General features: G+C 68.9%; 20 protein-coding genes and 1 tRNA gene. 15 read left to right on the forward strand and 6 right to left on the reverse strand.

Annotated features, from left to right (window positions below):
• On the reverse strand, positions 1-641 hold a 641-nt coding region (locus XM48_RS01390; protein WP_156174891.1), incomplete at its 3' end, for an MFS transporter.
• A 209-nt stretch (positions 642-850) separates the two neighbouring features.
• On the opposite strand from XM48_RS01390, the gene XM48_RS01395 reads away from it, so the two are divergent.
• The 6 genes from XM48_RS01395 (at position 851) to XM48_RS01415 (ending at position 6303) form a co-directional block, all read left to right on the forward strand.
• Positions 851-1312 (forward strand): Lrp/AsnC family transcriptional regulator, encoded by a 462-nt coding sequence (locus XM48_RS01395; RefSeq protein WP_046453989.1) that lies wholly within the window; start codon positions 851-853, stop codon positions 1310-1312.
• A gap of 76 nt (positions 1313-1388) precedes the next feature.
• Positions 1389-2489: a prephenate dehydrogenase gene (locus XM48_RS01400; RefSeq protein WP_046453990.1), complete on the forward strand. Its 1101-nt coding sequence runs from the start codon at positions 1389-1391 to the stop codon at positions 2487-2489.
• The gene (cmk, locus tag XM48_RS01405) at positions 2486-3268 is read left to right on the forward strand and encodes a (d)CMP kinase (protein WP_231580759.1); all 783 of its coding nucleotides are present in this window, start codon (positions 2486-2488) and stop codon (positions 3266-3268) included. Before XM48_RS01400 ends, cmk begins: the two co-directional genes overlap by 4 nt.
• Positions 3265-4809, forward strand: a complete 1545-nt coding sequence (der, locus tag XM48_RS01410) for a ribosome biogenesis GTPase Der (RefSeq protein WP_046453991.1) — start codon at positions 3265-3267, stop codon at positions 4807-4809. Before cmk ends, der begins: the two co-directional genes overlap by 4 nt.
• A gap of 370 nt (positions 4810-5179) precedes the next feature.
• Positions 5180-5347 (forward strand): hypothetical protein, encoded by a 168-nt coding sequence (locus XM48_RS17715; RefSeq protein ID WP_156174893.1) that lies wholly within the window; start codon positions 5180-5182, stop codon positions 5345-5347.
• A gap of 23 nt (positions 5348-5370) precedes the next feature.
• The gene (locus XM48_RS01415; RefSeq protein ID WP_046453992.1) at positions 5371-6303 is read left to right on the forward strand and encodes a DUF817 domain-containing protein; all 933 of its coding nucleotides are present in this window, start codon (positions 5371-5373) and stop codon (positions 6301-6303) included.
• Positions 6304-6325: 22 nt separating this feature from the next.
• Here the strand turns inward: XM48_RS01415 and XM48_RS17720 are convergent, their stop codons facing one another.
• The 3 genes from XM48_RS17720 to XM48_RS01430 all read right to left on the reverse strand — a co-directional run bounded on the left by XM48_RS17720 (position 6326) and on the right by XM48_RS01430 (position 9389).
• Complete coding sequence (locus XM48_RS17720) at positions 6326-6868, reverse strand: DUF4190 domain-containing protein (RefSeq protein WP_231580760.1); 543 nt, start codon at positions 6866-6868, stop codon at positions 6326-6328.
• A gap of 338 nt (positions 6869-7206) precedes the next feature.
• Positions 7207-8769, reverse strand: a complete 1563-nt coding sequence (locus XM48_RS01425) for an MFS transporter (protein WP_046453993.1) — start codon at positions 8767-8769, stop codon at positions 7207-7209.
• Positions 8766-9389: a TetR/AcrR family transcriptional regulator gene (locus XM48_RS01430; protein ID WP_046453994.1), complete on the reverse strand. Its 624-nt coding sequence runs from the start codon at positions 9387-9389 to the stop codon at positions 8766-8768. Before XM48_RS01430 ends, XM48_RS01425 begins: the two co-directional genes overlap by 4 nt.
• A 113-nt stretch (positions 9390-9502) precedes the next feature.
• Here XM48_RS01430 and XM48_RS01435 point away from each other — a divergent pair, with 113 nt between their 5' ends.
• Positions 9503-10336, forward strand: coding sequence for a lysoplasmalogenase (locus tag XM48_RS01435; protein WP_084820854.1), 834 nt, complete (start codon positions 9503-9505; stop codon positions 10334-10336).
• Here XM48_RS01435 and XM48_RS01440 read toward each other — a convergent pair.
• Positions 10333-11217, reverse strand: coding sequence for an NUDIX domain-containing protein (locus XM48_RS01440; protein WP_046453995.1), 885 nt, complete (start codon positions 11215-11217; stop codon positions 10333-10335). The genes XM48_RS01435 and XM48_RS01440 overlap by 4 nt on opposite strands.
• 9 nt (positions 11218-11226) lie before the next feature.
• Complete coding sequence (locus tag XM48_RS01445) at positions 11227-12630, reverse strand: DUF2252 domain-containing protein (RefSeq protein WP_046453996.1); 1404 nt, start codon at positions 12628-12630, stop codon at positions 11227-11229.
• 189 nt (positions 12631-12819) lie between these two features.
• Here XM48_RS01445 and XM48_RS01450 point away from each other — a divergent pair, with 189 nt between their 5' ends.
• The 8 genes from XM48_RS01450 (at position 12820) to XM48_RS01485 (ending at position 18595) form a co-directional block, all read left to right on the forward strand.
• A complete protein-coding gene (locus XM48_RS01450; RefSeq protein ID WP_046453997.1) occupies positions 12820-13215 on the forward strand; it encodes a VOC family protein in 396 nt (131 codons plus the stop codon).
• A 71-nt stretch (positions 13216-13286) separates the two neighbouring features.
• Positions 13287-13664, forward strand: coding sequence for a MerR family transcriptional regulator (locus tag XM48_RS01455; RefSeq protein ID WP_046453998.1), 378 nt, complete (start codon positions 13287-13289; stop codon positions 13662-13664).
• On the forward strand, positions 13661-14635 hold the full coding sequence (locus XM48_RS01460; RefSeq protein WP_046453999.1) for an aldo/keto reductase: 975 nt from the start codon (positions 13661-13663) through the stop codon (positions 14633-14635). Before XM48_RS01455 ends, XM48_RS01460 begins: the two co-directional genes overlap by 4 nt.
• A gap of 291 nt (positions 14636-14926) precedes the next feature.
• Positions 14927-15000: transfer RNA gene (locus XM48_RS01465), tRNA-Pro, on the forward strand.
• 425 nt (positions 15001-15425) lie between these two features.
• Positions 15426-15623: a hypothetical protein gene (locus XM48_RS01470; protein ID WP_046454000.1), complete on the forward strand. Its 198-nt coding sequence runs from the start codon at positions 15426-15428 to the stop codon at positions 15621-15623.
• Positions 15624-15873: 250 nt separating this feature from the next.
• Positions 15874-17877: a DUF262 domain-containing protein gene (locus tag XM48_RS01475; RefSeq protein WP_046454001.1), complete on the forward strand. Its 2004-nt coding sequence runs from the start codon at positions 15874-15876 to the stop codon at positions 17875-17877.
• A gap of 30 nt (positions 17878-17907) precedes the next feature.
• Positions 17908-18330 (forward strand): hypothetical protein, encoded by a 423-nt coding sequence (locus XM48_RS01480; RefSeq protein ID WP_046454002.1) that lies wholly within the window; start codon positions 17908-17910, stop codon positions 18328-18330.
• A gap of 16 nt (positions 18331-18346) precedes the next feature.
• Positions 18347-18595 carry a hypothetical protein gene (locus tag XM48_RS01485; RefSeq protein WP_156174894.1) on the forward strand — a complete coding sequence of 83 codons (249 nt, stop codon included), beginning with the start codon at positions 18347-18349 and terminating at the stop codon, positions 18593-18595.
• Positions 18596-18722 lie beyond the last annotated feature (127 nt).

The raw sequence follows: 18722 nt of genomic DNA on the forward strand, positions 1-18722 counted from the left end.
GCAGGGAGCGGCTCGGCGTCCTCGGCGCGGCAGGCGCCGTGGGGCACGACCGCCAGGATCACGGGCGCGAGCAGCGCCAGTGCGAGCGCGAGCGAGAAGTACGGGGTGCGCAGCGGATCACCGGTCTCGGAGAGGAGGCCGCCGAGCACGGGCCCGAGCGCGACACCGCCCGAGCTCGCCAGCAGGGTCAGGCGGCCGGCGGTCCGGGGGCGCCCGGCCAGCAGCACGCGGAACGCGCTCGACGCGGTACCGGTCGCGGCGGCGATGGCGAGTCCCTGCACGGCGCGGGCCGCGCAGAACCAGCCGAGATTCGGGGCGAGCGCGAGTCCGGCCGTGGCGAACGCGGCCACCGAGAGCGCGGTCACGAGCACCGTGCGTCGGTTGAGGCGATCGGCCAGCCGCCGGAACAGGGTCAGACCGACGAGCATGCTGAGCACGTAGCTCGAGAAGGCCACCGCGACACCGAAGGAGTCGAGGCCGAGCCGCTGCTCGAGGAGCGGGAAGAGCGGCGTCGAGAGATTCGCGGCGATCAGCAGGAAGCCGAGCGTCAGGGCGGTCAGTGCGACCCGGATCCTGGGTCTCACCGCGGCCGGGGCGGCGACGGCGAGGTGCGGGGCGGCGAGAGCCTGGGGTGCGCTCAAGGCGGGTCTCCTGTTCGGGCGTGCCCTTGTGGGGCTGTCCGTGATCCGGTTCGCGCGGGGTGCTGCGCTCGCGGATCTCGTGGTGTCGGGTGCACTGACCGTGCCCCGCTCATATTCAAGGGAGTCCGAGCGAATCGCGCAAGCGAAGTTTCCTGAATTGAGCGATATGCTCGATCCCGAACTCCCAAACTGGGCAGAAGGTGAGCAGAATGAGCGACCTCGATCTGACCGACCGCAGGATCCTGCGTGAGCTGGACGCCGACGCGCGCATGCCGGTGGCGATGATCGCCCAGCGCCTCGGGCTCGCCCGCGGCACGGTGCAGGCACGGCTCGACAAGCTCGACGCGGCGGGCGCCCTCCGGCTCGCGAGCACTCGCATCACTCCGCAGGCGCTCGGCCGTCCCGTCGCGGCGAGCGTGCAGGTCGAGCTCGACCAGCACAGCATCGCCGAGGCGATCGCGGCGCTCGCCGACATCCCCGAAGTGCTCGAGTGCTTCGCTCCCGCGGGCGACACCGACCTGCTGCTGCGCGTCGTCGCCCGCGATCCCGACGACCTCTACCGGGTCAGCGAGGAGATCCGGCTCTGCCCCGGAATCCGTCGCACCTCGACCAGCCTGTTCCTGCGCACCGTGATCCCGTACCGCGTCACCGGGCTGCTCGCAGAAGGATGATCCGCGTGCGCTGCGGAACCGGCGCTCGACCTGGGAGAATGGACCGGGCGAACAGCCGAGGACGCGAGGACGGAACATGACGGAACAGGCGAACGGACTGGCCAGCAGGGTCACGGGGCAGGTGCACGTGATCGGTGCGGGCCTGCTCGGAGCGAGCGTCGGCCTCGGGCTGCGCGCTCGAGGCGTCGACGTCACCCTCGAGGACGTCTCGCCGACCACCGCGGCGCTCGCCGCCGACTACGGCGCCGGCCGTGCCCGCGCCGAGGGCGAACCCGATCCTGCGCTCGTGGTGGTCGCGACACCGCCCGACGTGGTCGCCGACGCCGTCGAGGGCGCGATCCGCCGCTTCCCGGACGCCGTGGTCACCGATGTGGCGAGCGTGAAGCTCGCCCCGCTCCACGAGCTGCAGCGTCGCGGTCTGAACCTCGACAACTACGTCGGCTCGCACCCCATGGCGGGGCGCGAGCGCGGAGGGGCCATCATGGCCCGCGCCGACCTGTTCGTCGCGCGCCCCTGGGTGGTCTGCCGCGACGCCGACACCTCGGCCGAGACCCTCGCGCTGGTGGAGGCCGTCGCGCTCGACCTGGGCGCGGTGCTGCTCGAGATGACTCCCGAGGCGCACGACCGCGCGGTCGGGCTCGTCTCTCACCTGCCGCAGGTCGTGTCGAGCCTGCTCGCGGCCCGCCTTGTGCCGGCCGAGGAGCATGCCATCGAGCTCGCCGGCGCAGGTCTCCGCGACACCACCCGCATCGCGGCGAGCGATCCGGAGCTGTGGGTGCAGATCCTCGGCGCCAACCGCGAGCCGGTCATCGAACTGCTCGACGCGTTCCAGCGCGACGTCGCTGCGTTCACCGACGCCCTGCGCGCCGCCGATGCCCCCGGCTCGAAGCGGAGCATCGCCGATCTGCTGGCGAGCGGCACGAACGGCGTCGCACGGATCCCCGGCAAGCACGGCAGCGCCGCCCGATTCGCCTCGATCACGGTGCTGATCGACGACCGCGCCGGGCAGCTCGCGAGCCTGCTCACCGAGCTCGGCGAGCTGGGCATTAATATGGAAGATCTGCGCCTGGAGCACTCGCCGGGTGCGCAGATCGGATTCGCGGAGATCGCCGTGCTGCCCGAGGTGGCCGAACGGGCCGTCGCCGATCTGCAGAGCCGCGGATGGAGGACGCTATGACCGAACGGGTCGACCCCGCGCTCGGCGCACCCGAAGCCGTCCCCGCCGTGACCGGATCCCTGCTGGCCGCGATCGACGGCCCCGCGGGCAGCGGCAAATCGAGCGTCGCGCGCACCGCGGCCGAACGCCTCGGCTTCGGGATCCTCGACACGGGCGCCGCGTACCGCGCGCTCGCCTGGGCCGCGCTCCGCACCGGTATCGATCTCGACGACGCCGCGGCGGTCGAGAACCTGCTCGACCTCTGGCGATACGACATCACGCTGCGCGGCGCGCAGCGCGTCGCCGTGCGCGTACCCGCGTTCGACGGCCTGCCGTCCGACGAGATCGACGTCACCGCCGAGATCCGCGACCACTCGGTCAGCGGCCAGGTCAGCCGGGTCTCGAAGCACCCGGCGGTCCGCGAGCGGCTGAACGCCATGTTCCGCACGATCGTCGCCGAGTCGGGCCTGCCCGGCGTCGTCATCGAGGGGCGCGACATCACCACGGTCGTCGCTCCCGACGCCCCGGTCCGGATCCTGCTGACCGCGCGCCCCGAGGTGCGCGCCCAGCGCCGTGCCGCAGAACTCCCCGGTCTGAGCCCCGAACAGGTGCTCCAAGACCTGATCGCCCGCGACGCGAAGGACGCGCTGGTGGTCGACTTCCTGAACCCCGCACCCGGGGTCACCCTGGTGGACACGAGCGAGCTCGACTTCGAGCAGTCCGTCGCCGCCGTCACCGACATCATCCGAGGCGCGCAGGCCCACCAGGCCAGCGCCCGCCCCGAGGAGGAAACCGCATGACCGAGTCGAACGAACTGCACGACGAGGGCGAGACCGAGGTCTTCGACCTCTCCGCCATCGACCCGAGCGAAGTCATCGAGGGCGGCGCCGACGTCACCGACGAGGAGCGCCTGCGCTCCATGCGCTCGGGCCTCGACGACTTCGAGCTCGAAGCCGAGGATCTCGAGATCCTCGGTGCCGACGGCGAGTTCCTCGGCTTCACGCAGCCCGAGGCGGAGGCGCTGCCGGTCGTCGCGATCGTCGGCCGCCCGAACGTCGGCAAGTCCGCGCTCGTCAACCGGATCCTCGGCCGCCGCGAGGCCGTCGTGGAGGACGTTCCCGGCGTCACCCGCGATCGCGTGAGCTACCCGGCCGAGTGGGCCGGCACCCGTTTCACCCTCGTCGACACCGGCGGCTGGGAGCCCGACGCGAAGGGCATCGACGCGTCGGTGGCCGCGCAGGCCGAGGTCGCCATCGAGCTCTGCGACGTCGTCATGTTCGTCGTCGACTCGCGCGTCGGCCCGACCGCGACCGACGAGCGCGTCGTGCAGCTGCTGCGCCGCACCAAGAAGCCCGTCTTCCTCATCGCCAACAAGGTCGACGACGCCGTGCAGGAGCCGCAGGCCGCGCAGCTGTGGTCGCTCGGCCTCGGCGAGCCCCGTCCCGTCTCGGCGCTGCACGGTCGCGGCGTCGCCGACCTGCTCGACGACGTCATGAAGGCGCTGCCCGAGGAGTCGGCGGTCGCCCGTCCGAAGCTCGGCGGCCCGCGTCGCGTCGCGATCCTCGGCCGCCCGAACGTGGGCAAGTCGAGCCTGCTCAACAAGGCCGCCGGCGAGGAGCGCGTGGTCGTGAACGACCTCGCGGGCACCACCCGCGACCCGGTCGACGAGCAGGTCGAGATCGCCGGACGCGTGTGGACCTTCGTCGACACCGCCGGCATCCGCCGCCGCGTGCACCTCTCGCAGGGCGCCGACTTCTACGCGTCGCTGCGCACCGCCGCCGCGCTCGAGAAGGCGGAGGTCGCGGTCGTGCTGCTCGACGTGACGCAGGAGATCAGCGACCAGGATCTGCGCATCATCGACCTCGTGCTCGAGTCGGGCCGCGCGCTCGTGCTCGCGTTCAACAAGTGGGATCTGCTCGACGACGAACGCCGCCGCTTCCTGGAGCGCGAGATCGACCAGGACCTCGCGCACGTCGCCTGGGCGCCGCGCGTGAACATCTCGGCCCGCACCGGCCGCCACCTCGAGAAGCTGGTTCCGGCGCTCGAGACCGCGCTCGACTCGTGGGACACCCGCATCCCGACGGCGAAGTTCAACGCCTTCGTCGCGGAGCTCGTGCAGGAGCACCCGCACCCGCTGCGCGGCGGCAAGCAGCCCCGCATCCTGTTCGGCACGCAGGTGCAGAACCGTCCGCCGACGTTCGTGCTCTTCACCACGGGCTTCCTGGATCCCGGCTACCGCCGCTTCATCCAGCGCCGCCTGCGCGAACGCTACGGCTTCGAGGGCACGCCCATTGTCATGAACATGCGCATCCGCGAGAAGCGGCCCCGCGCCGGCCGCTAGGCGTTTCGGCGGGCGTCGCCGTCTGCAGACCGACGCAGCACGTCGCACGTTTCGTGCGGCGCGCTGTGGCGTTTTTGGGCGGCTGTGCTGCGGGTGCGGTGCGGTGCTACGGTGCGGTGCTGTGCTGCTGCGCGGTGCGACCGGGATGATGCGTTGCCGCGAGTCACCCCGTGCGCTCGACGAGTGGACGCTGAGCCGACGACCGGACGCGTTCCATACGCGCGATACGGCGTCCACTCGTCGGTTGGACGTCCGTTCGTCGGCAGGGCGTCCAGTCGCCGGAGGCGCGTCCAATCGTAGGCGGGGCGTCCACCCGTCAATCTGGCATCCGTTCGTGGAGCCCGCCGCGCCCGATCGCTAGGGTGGGCGCATGGAGTTCGCGGAATCCGATGACGGGTCGCTGGTCGCGTTCGAGCTGGTCGGGGTCGGCGCGCCCGACTCCAAGAGCCAAAGCGATCCGGTGATCGTGATCCCCGGCGGGCCGTGCCGCGGACCCGAGTACCTCGACGGCCTCGCCGGGTGCGATTTCCTCGGTTGAACGCGTCCGGCTAGCCTCGAGGGATGACGGACGGCACCCGCGAGTTCACCCGCCTCGAGCGCGGGATCGATCGGCTCGCCCACCGGATCCTGCGTGACGCGCCCCGCCGTGGGGCCCGCGCGGTGCTCGTCGAGTGCGCGGTGTTCCTGCTCAAGCAGGCGTGGGCGTGCGTGTTCGGTGCGCTGCTGCTCGCCGTGATCGTCGCGGCCCGGCTCTGGTATCCCGAGGATGCCGTGCTGGCCCGCAACGACGCCCTGACGATCGCGGCGATCGTGATCCAGATCGGGATGCTCGCGTTCCGGCTCGAGAGCGGCCGCGAGCTGTGGGTGATCGTGCTGTTCCACATCACCGGCACGGCCATGGAGCTGTTCAAGACCGACGTCGGATCCTGGAGCTACGACGGCGACGGTGTGCTCCGCATCGGCGCGGTGCCGCTCTTCTCGGGCTTCATGTACGCCGCGGTCGGTTCCTACATGGTGCGCGTGTATCGCCTGCACGACCTGCGTTTCGCGCGGTATCCGAGGGTCTGGCTGACGGCGATCGTCGCCGCGCTCATCTACCTGAACTTCTTCGGCCACCACTTCGTGTTCGACTTCCGGTGGATCCTGCTCGCCGCCGTCGTGGTGCTCTGGCTGCCGACCGTGATGCACTTCCGCGTGTGGCGCACGACGCTGCGCGTGCCGATCCTGCCCGTGTTCGTCGGGGTCGCGCTCTTCATCTGGTTCGCCGAGAACATCGGGACCTGGGCCGGTGCCTGGTTCTATCCGAACCAGACCGACGGCTGGCATCTCGTGTCGCCGCAGAAGATCGTCGCCTGGTTCCTGCTGATGATCATCTCGATCGTGCTCGTCACCTTCGTGTACCCGCCGAAACCGCCCGAGGTGGATCGTGCGGATCGGACGGACGCCGGGGACGCGGAACGGCCCGCCCCCGAGGGGGAGCGGGCCGTCGACTGAGGCTGCTGCGGTCGGCCGCGGCTCACCAGCCCCAGTAGGGGATCGACGCGAGGGCGCCGAAGGTCACCGCGGCGATGCCGAAGAACGCGGCGAGGGCGGTCGCGCCGAGCATGATCGAGTTGAGCACGACGCCCCAGATCGCGAGCGTGCGGTCGGCGGTGCGGCGGCGCAGGGCGATGATGCCGAAGACGAGGCCGACGATCGGGGCGATGAAGGTCCAGCCGGCGACCACCGAGACGATGCCGAGCACGAAGCTCGTGATCGTGAAGGTGCGGGTCTGATCGGGGTTCGGGGCCGGGCGGGGCACGCCCTGGAACGGCGCCTGCGGGATCGGGTGCGCGGCGGCCGCCGGCGGCAGGTCGGCGTCGGGTCCGAGCGGCGGCAGCGGGATCGTCGGCTGCTGGGCGGTGAACTGCCCGCTCTGCAGCGGCACGGTCCGCTGGGTGCCGGTGGCGTCGGGCAGCACTGCGGTGGTGCCGGTCGTGCCGGCGGTGACGGCTGCGGGATCCGCCACGACGGCGGTGTCGGTCTGTGCCTGATCGTTCGAGTTGGCGGTGGCGTTCATGACGCGTTCCCTTCGGTGTGGCTCCGGCTTCGCTGGTCGTCCGGTGCGTGATGATTCCACGCTACGGACTCGCTGGGGCCCTGCCATCGGACCGCGGTATCGACGGGGTCGTACCCGGGTACCCGCTCGGATCGGGGGAAACCCCGAGGCGACCCTGAGCGCCCGCGCATCTCCGCCCCCGGCCTGCGCCGCACGCCAGGTACTGGCCTGCGTTCTGCTGGTGTGCGCGTGCGTCCACGCCTCTTCGCTCTCGTCGAGTGGCGCCAAACCACTGGAATCGAGCGGAATAGCAGCCGTTTGCCGCCGCTCGACGAGAGCCGAAGAAGTCGAAATCAGCCTCAGTGGTGGGCGTCGGACACGCTCGTGCCCTTCGGGGTGAGGAAGAAGATCGTGATCGCCACGGCGACGAGCACGCCGCCGCCGATGATCCCGGTCCACTGCATCGAGTGCGTGAACGCGACCCCGGCCTCGTGCGCGAGCTCGGGCAGGCCGAGCTTCTGCGAGACCGCGATGGCGCCGCCGAGCGACGACTCCGCATCGGCGACCGCCGCGGGGTCGGGGGTGCCCGGCCAGACGAAGCCCGCGAAGTTCGCGCGGTACCAGAGCGCTGCGACGCTGCCGAGGATCGCGACGCCGAGCACGCTGCCGAGCTCGTACGCGGTCTCCTCGAGCGCCGCGGCACTGCCGGCCTTCTCCTCGGGACTGCCCGACATGATGAGGGCCGATCCGATGGCGAGCGCGCCCGTGCCGACGCCGACGAGGGTGATCGCGATGAGCACGGTGAGGGTCGAGAGGGTGCCCGGCTGCACACCGATGAGGATCATGCCGATGCCGGCCGAGGCGATGCCGCCCGCGAGGACCGCGCGCGGGCTGGTCCAGCGGGCGAGCGCCGGGGCGAGCAGCGCCGAGATCGCGCCGCCGATCGCGGCCGGGAAGAGGCGCAGACCCGTCTCGACGGGGGTGGCGCCGTCGACGAGCTGCATCCACTGCGCGAGCAGCAGCAGCGCGGATCCCATGGCGAAGCTCGATCCGAGCGCGCCGATGATGCCGGCCGAGAACGGTCGGCTGCGGAACAGGCGCAGGTCGAGCAGGGGCGCGTCGCTGCGCAGGCAGCGCACCGCGAACCAGCTGAGCAGGGCGAGCGAGGCGAGCAGCGACGCCCAGGCGGTGGGGTTCGCGAGGGACGCGCCGACGCCGAACTCCTTGACCGACCAGATGAACAGGGTCATGCCCGCGAGCGAGAGGATCACGCCGAGCGGGTCGATGCGGCCCGGGTTCGCGACCTTCGACTCGGGCAGCACGAAGATGCCCGCGACGAGCGCGACGACCATGAGCGGCACGTTGATGAGGAACGCCGACTGCCACGAGAACTGCTCGAGCAGCGCGCCGCCGATGAGCGGGCCGACGGCGGCGCCGAGGCTCGACGCCGCGGCCCAGATGCCGAGGGCGAGGGTGCGCTCGCGCGGATCCTTGAACACGACGCGGATGAGCGACAGCGTGGTCGGCATGATCATCGCGCCGCCGAGCCCGAGGAGCGCGCGGAGCGCGATGACGGCCTCGGCGTTCGTCGCCCAGAGCACGAGCAGCGAGGTGCCGCCGAAGATCGTGTAGCCGATCAGGAGCATGCGCTTGCGGCCCCAGCGGTCGGCGAGCGCGGTGCAGGTGACGAGCAGGCCCGCGAGCACGAGCGAGTAGACGTCGACGATCCAGAGCACCTGGTCGGCGCTCGGGCGCAGCTGCTCGGTGAGGTCGGGGATCGCGATGTTCAGGATGGTCATGTCCATCGTGATCACGAGCAGGCTGGCCGTGAGCACGGCGAGCGTGCCCCAGCGTCGGGCCTTCGAGTAGGGCTGCGGTGCGGTGGCGTGGGACTGAGTGGTCGATGCTGCTGCGTCGGTCACGAGCGGGGTCCGTTCTGGTGCTGCGGGGTGGGCTCCGTGGAGCGGGGTCGTGCGGGGTGGGCGAGCGCTTCGAGATCGCCGACGATGACGTCGAGGTCGAGCGGCTCGTCGTGGAGCCCCGCGTGGATCATGGCGCCGTCGACGTAGATCGCGACGGCGCGGGCCCGGTCGGGCGGGAGGCGTTCCGAGAGGATCGCGACCGCGCGGTCGAACCAGCGGCGGGCGAGGGCGCGCCGGGTCGGATCCGATGCGCCGGCGCTCACGAGGATCAGGTCGGCCTGCACCTGGCGCGGGTCGACGAGCCAGGATCGCACGAAGGGGGCGAGGTCGGCGACGGTGAAGCCGGCGGCCGAGGTGATCTCGGCGAGCAGGTCGAGCGCCGCGTCGGTCTCGGTGACGAGCTGTTCGAGCGCCGCCTCGCGGAGCTCGTCGAGCGAGGCGAAGTACTGGGTGGTGGATCCGAGCGAGACGCCCGCGCGCGCGGCGACGCGGCGGTGGGTGAGGGAGGCGGTGCCGCCCTCGATGATGAGCTCGGCGGCCGCGGCGATGATCGCGCGCTTGCGGCCCGCGGGGTCGCGGCGGCCCGGCGCGGGCGCGTCGATGACGGGCTGCTCGGTCATGACCGACCCCTTTCTGTACGTTTGTACATCAATTGAACGTGTACAAGCGTACAGGAACGCGCGGCGCGCCTGCCCGAGCAGTTCCTGTGCATCGCCGCCGGTAGGCTTCGGGCATGACACCGACGTCCTCCGCAGCGTTCTCCGACGCGTCCCCGGCGGCCCGCGAGGGCGCCGCGCGATCCGAGCGGGCTGCAGGATCCGCCCCCTCGCCGGCCGCGCTGCTCGCCTGGTTCGCGCCCTACGCGATCGTCTCGGCGGTGCACGTGATCCTCCGCTTCGCGGGCCACCCGCTCGCGGAGCCCACCAAGCTGATCCTGATGCCCGCGCTCGTGCTCGCCGTGCTCGGCGCCGCCGCGCGGATCCGCCCGTTCCCGCGCGCCGCCGCCACCGTGCTCGTCATCGGGGTCCTCGCCTCCTGGCTCGGCGACGGCGCGGGGACGTTCTTCCCGACGCTGCCCGAGCTGCCGATGATGCTCGCGTGCTTCGGGATCGCGCACCTCGCTTACATGTGGGTGTTCTGGCGTGGCGCGGGGATCGCGGTGCGACCGCGCGTGCCGATCTGGGCCGCGGCCTACGCGCTCTGGTGGATCGTGCTCATCGCGGTCCTCGGCCCGCACACGGGCGCGCTCCTGGTCCCGGTCGCGCTCTACGGCCTCGTGCTCGGCGGCACCGCGACGCTCTCGTCGCGCTGCGGCCCGGTCGTCGCCTGGGGCGGCGTCTGGTTCCTCGTGTCGGACTCGATCCTCGCGTTCCGTCTGTTCCTGCCGGACGCCATGCCGGACTGGACCAGCGGCATGGTCATGCTGACCTACTGCCTCGGGCAGGGACTCATCGCCGCGGGCGTGGTGCGCGCGGCGGGGCGGGCCGCCGATGGCGCGGCATCGAGCGCCGGGCGGGCCGAGGCCGGGAGCGGGATCTCCGCGGGCGGGGATCCCGTGACCCGCTAGGCAGGGAGCCGCTTGAGCAGCTTCTTCGGGCCGCGGGTCGCCGCGGCACCGACCGCCTCGACGCGGGTGCGCAGCTCCTCGTCGGCGGTCACGACCGACACCCGCAGGCCGCGCTCCACGAGCGCGCGGGTCTCGGCCACGATCGTGTCGTCGCCCAGCTCGGGCGCCCCCACGACGCGCACGTCGCCCGCCGACTCGACGTCGCGGGCCACGCCCTCGGTCACCACGACCCACTCGGGGTAGGCCGCGTCGATGCCGGGCAGCGCCGCATCCGACAGCCCGACGAGCCCCGGCGCGACCGGCGCCCCGCCGAGCGCGAGGATCCGATCCCGCAGCCGCTCGGCCGCGCCGCGGCGATCCTTCCACCAGCCGTCGGGCACCGAACCGATCACGTTCGCCGCATCGACCACGATCGCGGACGGCGCGGTCAGCAGCGGGCGCAGCAGCGGCCAGCTCGCCGCGAACCCCGGGTGCAGCGGATACTCCTCGACCCGCTCGAGCGGCACCCACTCGAGCGCGTGGCTCTCTGCGTCGGCGATCACCGGCTCGAACGGGTGAGCGGCATCGGCGACGATCGTCGCGTAGGTCCAGCCGCCGCGATCCAGCACGTGCCGGTAGCGGGGGAGCACCCCGTCGAGCGGCACCCCGGCCTCCTCGTTCGACTCGCGCACCGCGGCCGCAACAGCGTCCTCGTGCTCGTGCCTCGCCCCGCCGGGAATGCCCCAGGTGCCGCCGTGATGGCTCCAGTCGGCGCGGTGCTGCAGCAGCACCCCGCGGCCCGGATCGTGCAGCAGCAGACCCGCCGCGCCGAACCGGCCCCAGTAGCTGTTGCCGTCCGCCGCCGTGACCCAGGCGTCCCCGGGATCCCTGGTGTCACTCATGCGACCAGCCTATTGCGGCGGGGCGGTTTCGAAACGTCCGGCGTCAATCGCCGCAACGAACGCTCGGTAGTCTGCCAGCGACTGCGTCGCGTACTCCTGCGCCCACGACGCCATCGCGCGATCGAACACGTCGTTCGACCCGAGATACCCCGCGATGAATCCCGCACCCGGGCTCTGCGCGTGCGCCCGCGCCAGCTGGTGCCCGCACGCGCGCACGTAGTCGAGGAACGCCGGCGGATCCAGCTCCGACACCTCGATCGACGCGTTGAAATCGCGGAACTGCCGCACGTAGAAGCCGCGACCGTCGAACTGCAGGTGCCCCAGGAACGCGTCGGAGCTCGACTGCAGCACCTGCTGGAACGTGATCACGCGCTCGCCGCCGTCGGCCGGCGCGTCGAGCGCCGTGATCCCGCGGCCCGGCCGCCGATCCAGCCGGCCGTACTCGTCGAGCACGGAGCGGCCGGCCTCCTTCATCTGCAGGATCAGGGGTTCTCCGTGCGGACCGGTGAGCACCGCGATGGAGCAGCGCGTGCCGACGCTGCCCACGCCGACGACGCGGCGGGCGACGTCGGTCGGGGTGTACTGCGCGAGCAGCAGCGCGATGTCGGGTGCCGCCGAGCGCCGGTAGGCGGCGACGAGCTCGCTGAAGCGGTTCTCCTGCTCGGGATCGACGTGCAGCAGCGTCGGCGGCTGCTCCCGGATCTGCTGGGTGCCGTCGGGCGCCGTCTCCATGATCTTCGCCGCGACCCGGGATGAGGTGCGCTTCGCCGCCCGCTTGAGCGTGCGGTTCAGCGCCTTCACCGAGCTCGCGCTCATGCCCGGCAGCTCCGTCGCGAGGCTGCGCTGGTAGTAGCGTTCGAGCGCCGTGCGCTTCGCGAGCGCGCGCATCGTGATCCGGTACGAGGCGGCTGCCGCGAGCGTCGCCTCCTCGGCGTCGGCCGCGCCGAAGCCGTTGTCGGCCGCCGCGATCGACACGCTCGTCACCAGCCGCTTCACGTCCCACTCCCACGGCGCGATCGCGGCCTCGTCGAAGTCGTTCAGGTCGAACACGAGGCTGCGGTCGGGCGCCGCGAAGATGCCGAAGTTGGTGAGGTGCGCGTCGCCGCAGGCCACGACCAGGCGGCCGCTGTCGGGGGAGTCCGCGAGGTCGGCGGCCTGGATCGCCGCCGTACCGCGATAGAACGCGAACGGGCTCTCGGCCATGCGGCTCATGCGCAGGGGCACCAGGTCGGGCAGGCGATCCGCGTTCTGCCGCTCGATGATCCCGAGCGGATCGCGCCCCGGATCCGCGTCGAACTCGGCGTGCGCCGAACGCGGGGTGCGGGATCGCGCCGCGCGCCCGTCGGCGCGATGATCGGCGAAACTCGCCACCGCGTCGTGCTCGAATCGCAGGCGTCCGGGAATGTGCGACATCTTCGTTCTCCTCACGGGCGGGGTGCGTTCAGCATATTCCGCCGGTTGAGCGAGCGGAGCGAGACAAGATCGAACTCGTCATCCTGCGCGAGGTACGAGTCGCAGGATCCCGATCCCGCCGGTTGAGCGAGCGCACCGACCAGGAATCCGATCCTGGACACCCGCGCGCGGCGGGCGCATGCTGGGGCTATGGCTGCTTTCACCACTGCGAACGCGTTCAGCGGGTTCAGCGTCGACGACATCGATGCGGCCCGATCCTTCTACGGAGACACTCTCGGGCTCGAGGTCGCGCCCAACGCGATGGGATTCCTCAACATCCGCCTGCCGCAGGGCGGGGCGATCCTCGTCTACGGCAAGCCGAATCACACGCCCGCGAGCTTCACGATCCTCAACTTCCCCGTCGACGACGTCGAGGCGGCGGTCGACGAGCTCAACGCGAAGGGCGTCGTGACGAAGATCTACACGGATCCCGACTTCGGTACCGACGCGAAGGGGATCGCGCACGGCGCCCCCGGACGCGGCCCCGACATCGCGTGGTTCCGCGATCCCGCCGGCAACGTGCTCGCGGTGCTCGCCGCCGGGTGATCCAGGTTCGCTGAGAGTTCGCGCGATCCGCGCTTGACTTCGAGTGCGCTCGAAGTCGTAGCGTTGGCCCCATGCAGCAGACGATCGAGACCCGTTCCATCTCGGAGGCGGCGCACGAGCTCGGGCTGACGGCCCACACGCTCCGCTACTACGAGCGCGAGGGGCTCATGCTCGCGCCCGTCGATCGGGTGTCGTCGGATCGGCGGTACACCGACGCCGATATCGCGTGGCTCGGGTTCCTGCGCAAGCTGCGTTCCACGGCCATGCCGATCGCGACGGTGCGCCGCTATGTGGAGCTGGCCCGTGCGGGCGAGCACACGAGTGCCGAGCGGCTGGAGCTGCTGCGCGAGCACCGGGAGACCGTGCTGGCGCGCCTCGCCGAGCTGGACGACGCGCTCGGCGCCATCGACCTCAAGATCACCCTCTATTCCGAAAGGCTCAACGCATGAAGCACGCAACACTCGGATCCCTGTCCGTCGGCCGGGTCGGCCTCGGCTGCATGGGAATGTCGGCGTTCTACGGCGGAGCGGGCACCGACGACGCCGAATCGATCCGCACGATCCACCGCGCCATCGACCTGGGCGTCACCCTGTTCGATACGGCTGAGCTCTACGTGTGGGGCGAGAACAACAATGAGGAGCTCGTCGGGCGGGCGCTCGCCGGCCGCCGCGATGACGTGGTGCTGGCGACGAAGTTCGGCGTGAAGCGGAGCGCCGAGGGTGGCCGCGCCGTCGACGGCACCCCCGAGAACGTGCGGCGATCCGTCGAGGGGTCGCTGCAGCGGCTCGGCACGGACCGCATCGATCTGTACTACCAGCACCGCATGGATCCGGCGACGCCGATCGAGGAGACCGTCGGGGCGCTCGCGGAGCTCGTGGCAGAGGGGAAGATCCTGCACTACGGCCTGTCGGAGGCCGCAGAGGAGACCATTCGGCGGGCGCACGCCGTGCACCCGGTGACGGCGCTGCAGACGGAGTTCTCGCTGTGGACGCAGGAGCCGGCGCGGCAGCAGCTCACGGTGCTGCGGGAGCTCGGGATCGGGCTCGTGCCGTACTCGCCGCTCGGGCGCGGATTCCTGACCGGCGCGATCCGTTCTGCTGCTTCGTTGGGTTCCGATGATTTCCGTCGCAGCAACCCGCGCTTCGCAGGGGAGAACCTCGACGCGAACCTGCGCATCGTGGAGGCGGTCGAGGCTGTCGTTGCGGAGCTCGGAGCGACGCCCGCGCAGGTCGCGCTGGCCTGGGTCGTCGCGCAGGGCGACGACATCGCGCCCATCCCCGGGACCAAGCGGGTCTCTCGGTTGGAGGAGAACGTGGGGGCTGATGCTCTTTCGCTGTCGGCCGAGCAGCTCGCGTTCCTCGATGCGGTGCCGCCCGCAGTGGGGGACCGCTACGCGGACATGTCGAGTATCGGACGGTAGATCGCTCCCGCTTCTCGCCGGTTGAGCGAGCCTGCGGGCGGAAACCAAGTCCGCGCCGCTCTACGCGCGGCGACCCCGTCATCCTGCGCGAGGAACGAGTCGCAGGATCTCGAGATGACCCCTTCGCGGCCTATGGCCCTCGAAAACCCGCGAACGGGTCATCTCGAAGCACCTCGCACCACCCGCGGCACGCGCGGGATCCCCTGGTTCGCGGTGCGTCGAAGTTGTGGCTAAGATGGAGGGGTTGCCTCGGTGCGAGGCTCGCTCTGGCGGGTCGAGTTCGAGGAACAACGGGCTGTGGCGCAGCTTGGTAGCGCACTTGACTGGGGGTCAAGGGGTCGCAGGTTCAAATCCTGTCAGCCCGACAAAAAGCCCCGATCAGAAGGTTATTCTGGTCGGGGTTTTGTCGTCTTTCGCGTGTGATGTCACCGCAAATGTTACCAGCAAGAGGCCAATGTCACTGCGACAGGTCAGGCCTGTTTTGGAGTACGGTCTCCCAAGATAGCGCTCTTGGTAGCTTTGTGGCTGGATGAGCTGCTCGTTCGGAACCGGTCTCCAAAGAGCCAAGTTCGCAGGTTCAATTTGCCTTTGCTCAGGAGGAACGACACCCAATGGCCACCCGCGGATCGCTCTGTGCTTCGACCGACGCCGCTGTCTACCTGTGAGTCGGATACTCGACCCTAAAGAAGTGGCGTTCCGAGGGCAGGGGCACGAAGTATGCCAAGATTGGCGGCTCGGTGCTCGACCGGCCCTCCGACCTGGACGCGTTCGTCGAGTCCAAGCTGGTGGCGTGATCATGGGCATCGATCGCGGCGCGATCACAGATCCACAGTTCAACGCCGACATGGACTACGCCGCCAAGCAGTACGCAGTCCGCGCGGTCGGTGAGCTGCTTGCCGAGAATCCTGGCACCACCACCGCGGAGCTGCATCAGGAGCTCATGGGGAGAGCCGAGAAGGCGCGTGAGGCCAGCAGCTTCGGGCATTAGCGTTTTGAGGTCCCTGCGAGATCGCTCCTGCAGGGGTCTCGCTGCGCCTGCTGCCAGCAGAGACGCGGCATGCTGGTTGCCGCCAAGCTTCACCAAGTCTTCCACGTTGAAATCTGTATGCTTCCTGGCGTGGAGGCCAGGAATGTCTGTGTCAGGTGGGAGAATGGCGGAAATTGTGCCCCGGCTCACGTGGGTACACGCAAGTCTCGCCGGGCATTGATGCTCGAGCAACACGAAGAGGAATTCCTGTATGAAGGCCAGCCCGATGTATCTGCTCGAATCGTTGTCAAACAACGACGTCACGTTTTTCATCCCGCCTTATCAACGTAACTACGAGTGGGCAACCGAAAATTGCAGGGTGCTGCTTACTGATGTCGAGAAGGTCACGGACTCCAACTTGGAGAACCTGCGGACCGAACACTTCTTCGGCAGCATCGTCTACGTGGTCGAAGATTCAGGTTTCGGGGTTCCAGCCAAGTATGTTCTCACTGACGGTCAGCAACGCATCACCACGACAATGCTGCTCTTGATGGCCCTACGCGACAGCATTGAGGACGAAAAATATCAGGCAGAGATCCAGCGACGATACCTTCAGAATGATCGTGCAGACGAGGACGTCGAGTACAAGATCAAGCTGAAGCAGGTTGAGACCGACTGGGAAGCCTACAAACGACTTGTGCTGCGCAGTGAGGTCGACGCGAAACACAAGAACTCCGCGGTTCATCAGAACTACCAGTTTTTCCGCAAGGCGCTGGAAGCGATGAGCGATGAGCGCAAGAAGAATTTGCTGACGATGGGGCTTTCTAAGTTCAGCATCATCTCGATCCAACTCGAACCAGAGCGCAACCCATGGGAAAACCCGCAAGAGATCTTCGAGTCGATGAACTCGCTCGGCAAGCCGCTCTCACTTGCTGATCTCGTCCGCAACTATCTGCTCATGGGCAAGAGCAGCCAGCAGCAGACTGACCTGTACAACGAGTACTGGCTTTCTCTCGAAAAGCGTCTACCCGGTCAGCTATCCGAGTTCATTCGCGACTGGATGCAGGCAGACCAGCACCGTAGTTTCAAGGTTGCACGAGAGAGCAACTACAAAGAGCTGTATGGCTCCTTTAAGGAAATCGTGAGTGGGCGAAGTGTTGAGGCGCTCTTCGAAAGCTTCGTTCGGTACTCGCATCCCTACGCCGTGATCTGCGGTCTTGAGCAAACTGGTGTGCATCGTGTCGATCAAGCCATCTCTGACCTCAACGTCATCGGCGTCAATCCGGCGTACTCGTATCTGACGGAAGTCTTGGCCGCCCGGGAAGACAGACTGCTGAGCGACGGCGAAGTCATCAGCGTGCTCACCGGGTTCCGCACCTATCTGCTGCGCCGACGCGTACTTGGCATGACTCAGGCTGAGAACAAATTCTATCCCGTTCTCGGGTCTAGGCTTACTGAGCTATACGACTCAGAGGACATCTCTGACACCCTGTTTACCCAGCTCTCTTCTCAGGAGTATGCGCTCCGTGTTCCGAACGACGACGAGATGGGTGCTCGTCTTCGGAGCATGAACTTCTACAACTTGGGCCGCTCGAGGAACTATCCACGCCTGCTGTTGTCGATGGCAGAAGAGTCGCTTACTAAGTCGCGCCCGCAGTGGGATGACACGCATCTGCAGCTCGAGCACATCATGCCGCAGAAGCTCAGTGCGGACTGGGTCCGTGCTCTCGGCGACGAGGCTGAAGAAGTTCACCAGGAGCTAGTGAACAACATCGGCAACATCACGCTGATCCGCCACAACCAGGAGCTTGGCAACAAGGGATTCACTGAGAAAAAGAAGACCTACGAAGGCCAGTCTGGGCTGCAGGTCACTCAGAATCGCATCCTTGACCGCGAAGTGTGGGACGGTCCCGCGATCCGGCGTCGACGCGATTACATCATCAATCTGCTACTGCAACAGATCCTCGGGATTCCGGCTCGCTTCAAGCGGGCAAGCAACTGGAATCAGAATGATCGAGCTTCCTCGCAGTTCGCCTCACGCGAGACGCTGAACCAGCTCATCGGAGAGACCATCGAGTTCATCGCGAATCCGATGCTTACCGCTCACGTCGTGAGTGATTCCAAGGTGCTCTTCGAAGGAGCTGAGTGGTCGCTTGGCCCGCTCACGAAAGTACTCAAGGAGCGCAGTGGGGCCAAGGTCAGTCAGTCCAGCAACTTCCACGGTGCCTCGTACTGGAGCTGGGACGGAACCCGACTTATCGATCTTGACATCTAGTCAGTCCCGAGCACGGAGAGGAGCAGCCTAGTGGCCGACCGGATCTACTACGAGGACCAGTCCAGCTGGGCTCCTCCCGACTACTACGCGCTCTGGCGGTACTTCGACCGGCTGGCCGAGTACGTCGGCCCGACACCGGCCCAGGCCCAGCAGCCCGAGCACCGCTCGGCCCGCATCAGTGCCAAGAAGACCGGCGTCCGCGACGAGGAGTTCACAGCGATCGATCCGGCCCGGATGCCCACGGAGAGCCAGTGGCTGCTCAGGGCGGTGCTCATTTCTCAGCAGCGCTACGAGCTGGCGCTCGAGAAGCTCCCGAACCTCGGCGCGCTGGTACAGGCCGTCGCCTCGACGGTGCCGAATGGGACTAGCCCAGTACTCGGCGTCCGTCCGGTCCGAGCTCGACCCCGTCGGGGCAGTGGCCGCAGTCGGCCACCTTGCCGAGCAGTTCCGTGAGGAGAAAGGGGCCATCATGACGCCCACCGAGTTCGACTGGTCCATCGACCCCGAGTGCTCCCTCGGTTACAGCAAGGCGCAGCTGCGCGAGCAGTTCGGCGACGAGCACGCGGCCTTCGGGGAGCACATGCTCAAGAAGGCCAGCCCGGTGCGCTCAGGTACACAGGACACGATTTCGAGCATCGGCCCCGAGCGCCCGTGTGACACCCCCCATGGCCACGTCTTCTGCGTCCACGACGTGATCCGTTTCGTGGAGCACGCCTAGAACGGCGACCCGGCTCCTCAGCCTTTGGGGGAGACCATCCAACGTGCATCGTAGACGACGTGCTCTGCCCGGCTCAGCGGCGCGAGGTCGATGATCGTCATCGTGTGTGTGGGGGGGGGGGGGGGGG

Origin of the sequence: Leucobacter sp. Ag1, assembly GCF_000980875.1 — a bacterium.
Taxonomy (GTDB): domain Bacteria; phylum Actinomycetota; class Actinomycetes; order Actinomycetales; family Microbacteriaceae; genus Leucobacter; species Leucobacter iarius.

Coding starts and splice junctions, on each gene's coding strand:
- XM48_RS01395 (WP_046453989.1), top strand. CDS start 851: ATGAGCGACCTCGATCTGACCGACCGCAGGATCCTGCGTGAGCTGGAC.
- XM48_RS01400 (WP_046453990.1), top strand. CDS start 1,389: ATGACGGAACAGGCGAACGGACTGGCCAGCAGGGTCACGGGGCAGGTG.
- cmk (WP_231580759.1), top strand. CDS start 2,486: ATGACCGAACGGGTCGACCCCGCGCTCGGCGCACCCGAAGCCGTCCCC.
- der (WP_046453991.1), top strand. CDS start 3,265: ATGACCGAGTCGAACGAACTGCACGACGAGGGCGAGACCGAGGTCTTC.
- XM48_RS17715 (WP_156174893.1), top strand. CDS start 5,180: ATGGAGTTCGCGGAATCCGATGACGGGTCGCTGGTCGCGTTCGAGCTG.
- XM48_RS01415 (WP_046453992.1), top strand. CDS start 5,371: ATGACGGACGGCACCCGCGAGTTCACCCGCCTCGAGCGCGGGATCGAT.
- XM48_RS17720 (WP_231580760.1), bottom strand. CDS start 6,868: ATGAACGCCACCGCCAACTCGAACGATCAGGCACAGACCGACACCGCC.
- XM48_RS01430 (WP_046453994.1), bottom strand. CDS start 9,389: ATGACCGAGCAGCCCGTCATCGACGCGCCCGCGCCGGGCCGCCGCGAC.
- XM48_RS01435 (WP_084820854.1), top strand. CDS start 9,503: ATGACACCGACGTCCTCCGCAGCGTTCTCCGACGCGTCCCCGGCGGCC.
- XM48_RS01440 (WP_046453995.1), bottom strand. CDS start 11,217: ATGAGTGACACCAGGGATCCCGGGGACGCCTGGGTCACGGCGGCGGAC.
- XM48_RS01445 (WP_046453996.1), bottom strand. CDS start 12,630: ATGTCGCACATTCCCGGACGCCTGCGATTCGAGCACGACGCGGTGGCG.
- XM48_RS01450 (WP_046453997.1), top strand. CDS start 12,820: ATGGCTGCTTTCACCACTGCGAACGCGTTCAGCGGGTTCAGCGTCGAC.
- XM48_RS01455 (WP_046453998.1), top strand. CDS start 13,287: ATGCAGCAGACGATCGAGACCCGTTCCATCTCGGAGGCGGCGCACGAG.
- XM48_RS01460 (WP_046453999.1), top strand. CDS start 13,661: ATGAAGCACGCAACACTCGGATCCCTGTCCGTCGGCCGGGTCGGCCTC.
- XM48_RS01475 (WP_046454001.1), top strand. CDS start 15,874: ATGAAGGCCAGCCCGATGTATCTGCTCGAATCGTTGTCAAACAACGAC.
- XM48_RS01485 (WP_156174894.1), top strand. CDS start 18,347: ATGACGCCCACCGAGTTCGACTGGTCCATCGACCCCGAGTGCTCCCTC.